The organism is Mesorhizobium sp. M0571, assembly GCF_040320985.1.
Lineage (GTDB): Bacteria > Pseudomonadota > Alphaproteobacteria > Rhizobiales > Rhizobiaceae > Mesorhizobium.
The window spans coordinates 1-3,309 of the sequence record NZ_JAMYQT010000117.1 but is presented as its reverse complement, the minus strand read 5'-3'; the positions used below and the strand labels follow the sequence as shown (position 1 = coordinate 3,309).

Genomic DNA, 3,309 nt, shown 5'->3' with positions numbered 1-3,309 from the left:
GAGCGCGATGCCGGTTGCAGGATCGGATCGATTGGCGCAACAAACCCGTATCAGTAGCGGACCCGTTTCGATCAGGCCGGTGCTTCCAGGTCCGAGAGCAAGGATGCGATCATCGCATCCGGCGCCTTGAACCGGCCGCGCCTCAGTTCCGGGGGGACAACCGCCTCGACCGCTTCCAGCTTTTCGGAGGGATCCATGCGGAGGTAGACTTCCGTCGTGCGGATATCGGCATGACCGAGCCACAGAGCCACCTTCCGGATATCGTGGGTGGCCTGCAGCATGACGACCGCGCAGCTATGCCGGAGCTGATGCGGCGAGACGCTACGATCACGCAGCGTTGCGCAGGTCTCGGCCGCCTTGCGGACATGCTTGTCGAGCACATACTCGAAGCCAGCACGGGTCATCGGTTCGGCCTGCGCGTTGACGAACAGCTCTGGGACTCGGACTCCGCCCCTGACGCTCAGCCAGGTGCGAAGATCGCGCGCCGTGTCCTTCCACAGTGGCAGGCAGCGTTCCTTGCGGCCCTTGCCCCGGATCGTCACACTCGCGCCATGCTGGAGCGACAGGTTTTCGGTCAGAACGCCGACCAGCTCGGAGACCCGCAAGCCTCCAGCGAAGCAGAGGTGCATCATTGCCCGGTCGCGCACGCCGGATCGTGTCGCAAGATCGGGGGCGTTGAGGATCGCGCGAACCTCCTCCATCGTCAGATGGCGGATGAGCTTCTGATCGTGGCGCTTGACCGGGATGGCATGGATACGACCGACCTGCTCCAGGGCGGAGGGCACCCGGTGCTCTACATAGCGCATGAACGTCTTGATGGCGGCGAGCCGCAGGTTGCGCGTGGCGGCGCCGTTGCCGCGCTCCTGTTCGATATGGGCCAGGAAGGCGACGATCAGCGGTGCGTCCAGGTCTTCGATCGTCAGCCGTGACGGACGGGTGCCGAGCCGTCTGGCGGCGAAGCCGAACAGCAGCTTGAAGCTGAACGCATATGTCTCGCAGCTCTGGGGGCTGTAGCCGCGCTGATGGGGCATGTAATCGCGCAGGAAGCCTGTGATGAGAGGAGCGAGCTTCGTCATGCGACGCTCCCTCCAACCAGGATTTCCGCCGCCGAGGCGATATCCGCCATCATCTCCGGTGTCGCCTGGAGATACCAGTAGGTGTTCCGGATGTCGGCATGGCCGAGATAGGTCGACAGGGCGACGAAGTGCCGGGCGACCGCGCCGCGCTCAACGCCGCATTGTTCCAGCACGCGGGTCGCGAAGGTATGGCGAAGATCGTGGATGCGTGGCTGCCGGCTTCGCTCCGGCGCAACCCCCGCCCGGCGCAGGATGCAGCGGAAGGTATAGTTCACTGTGGTCGGGCACATCTCCCTGTGCTGGACGGATGGGAACAGCCAGTCGCTTTCGCCGGCGCGTTGGCGGCGGAGCTCGAGATAGCGCTCGAGCGCCTCGATGACCGTCGGATGCAGCGGCACGAGCCGGCTCTTGTGGAACTTGGTCTCGCGGACGTGCAGCACACCGTCAGGCTGGATATCGTCGAGCTTGAGCGCGATCGCCTCCGAGATGCGCATTCCCGTGGCGGCGATCAATCCGAACAGCATCACGTAGAGCTGGCGCCGCAGGGGATTGGGCTTCTGATGCCGGAGCTTTCCGGCGGCATCGAGGATGCGGGCGATCTCGTCCGGTGTGTAGATATAGGGGATCGGCCGCGTTTTCCGGCTCGGCGCGAAGTCGGCGCGGGGGATCTCATGCTGCGGATCTTCGGCGTGCAGGAAGCGCGCAAATAGGATCGAGTCCGTCAGGCGCCGCTCGCGGGCGCCCGGTGTCCGGGCGACCGTCGCCAGCCAGGCGAGAACGGTTGCCGTACGGATATGCGCTTCGCCCCGCCCGGCGGCGAAGCTCGCGAAGGCACGAAGATGCCGCTCGGCCTTGACCAGCTTGTAGCCGAGCGTGCGGCGAAGACAGATGTAGCGGTCGGCGTCGGCGCTCAGCATGGCAGCCTCCCGACCCAGGGCTGCGTAATCTCCGACAGGAGGCCGATATCCACCTTGGCATAGAGAGCCGTGACTGATGGCGAGCGATGCCGCAGCACGGCGCCGACGCCGGCAAGGCTGACACCGTTGCTCAGCATAGCTGTTGCAGCGGAGTGGCGCAGAACGTGGGCGCCGCGATGGATGCTTTTAACGCCGGCCCGGTCAAGTGCGCGGCGCACGATGCACTTCACCGCGATGCGGCTGAGCGGCCGGACAGGCGCCGCGCTCGTCAGGAACACTCGGGTCGTCGCAAGGCTTGGCCGTGCCCGCTCGATATAGGCGAGGATGGCATCGCCAACCTCCTGCGTTAGCGGCAGACGCTCCGCGCGTCGGGCCTTGCCGGCAAGGGTCAATCGACCATTCACCCAGTCGATCTCACTGAAGTCGAGATTAGCGACTTCGCTCGCTCTGAGACCGAAACGGGCGAGCAGAAGGATGACGGCCCGATCACGCAGGCGATACTCGCCGTCACAAGCGGCAAGAATTCGGTCTATATCGGTTTGCCCGAGGAAGCGCGGTGTCGTCGCCAGTTGCCAGGTCGCGAAGCTCGGAATTGCCCGTTCCCGCCCGACCGGGCACTGCCCGATCGCCACCAGATATTTGAGGTAGGCGCGCGTAGCCACGGCGATACCCTGGGCCCGGCCACGCCCATGGGGCTTTGCGCGCTGGAGTACGAAGTCGCGCACCGCGGCGGCTGTGTACGCGGTGGGATCAACGCCAAGCGACGCCAACAGGTCGACAAGGATCGCCTGATAGGTGTCGAGCGTGGAGTCCTTGATGCCGCGCTGCTCCCGCATCCAACTCCGGAACGCGACTAGAGTCGGCCAGGCCTCCTCCAGCGACAGATATCGCTCTGGCGGTAGGACGTTCCTCTCGCGCAGATAGGAGACGAACAGCGCGGCAGCGCCCTGCGGTGCACGGGCGATCTTGCTGCCCCGGAACACGGAGGCAGAGGCGGCGAAGCCGACGGCCAGCGTTTCGACCTCGAATCCGGACGCGCGAGCCCAATCGCCCCATAGGGCGAGCAGACGCACCACCTCCGCCATCGTCGCCGGCGAGTATTTCCTTTGAGCCAGCCAGTCCTTGAAGCCATCGACATGCGGTTGCAGCCAGTTGATCCGGGCATCGACGCTCCGCTGATGTCTGCGCTTTCGTTTTGTCATCCTATCTTCCTTCGAGTTGCTTGTTTCCGCCAGAAGAATCCGGCACGTCGAACAAACCGAAGGTTTCGGCTGTATTCCATTCGACAGGCGATCTGCCCGGCCGGTCCGAACGCG

3 protein-coding genes are annotated in these 3,309 nt (G+C 64.9%); all 3 read right to left on the bottom strand.

Going from position 1 to position 3,309, the window contains the following annotated elements:
• Positions 1-71: 71 nt before the first annotated feature.
• Genes NKI85_RS37470 through NKI85_RS37460 form a run of 3 tightly spaced genes read right to left on the bottom strand, consistent with a single transcriptional unit; the run spans position 72 to position 3,195 of the window.
• A complete protein-coding gene (locus NKI85_RS37470) occupies positions 72-1,076 on the bottom strand; it encodes a tyrosine-type recombinase/integrase (protein ID WP_352532692.1) in 1,005 nt (334 codons plus the stop codon).
• Positions 1,073-1,993: a tyrosine-type recombinase/integrase gene (locus NKI85_RS37465; protein ID WP_352532690.1), complete on the bottom strand. Its 921-nt coding sequence runs from the start codon at positions 1,991-1,993 to the stop codon at positions 1,073-1,075. The genes NKI85_RS37470 and NKI85_RS37465 overlap by 4 nt, the downstream gene beginning before the upstream one ends.
• Complete coding sequence (locus NKI85_RS37460; protein ID WP_352532688.1) at positions 1,987-3,195, bottom strand: tyrosine-type recombinase/integrase; 1,209 nt, start codon at positions 3,193-3,195, stop codon at positions 1,987-1,989. The genes NKI85_RS37465 and NKI85_RS37460 overlap by 7 nt, the downstream gene beginning before the upstream one ends.
• Positions 3,196-3,309 lie beyond the last annotated feature (114 nt).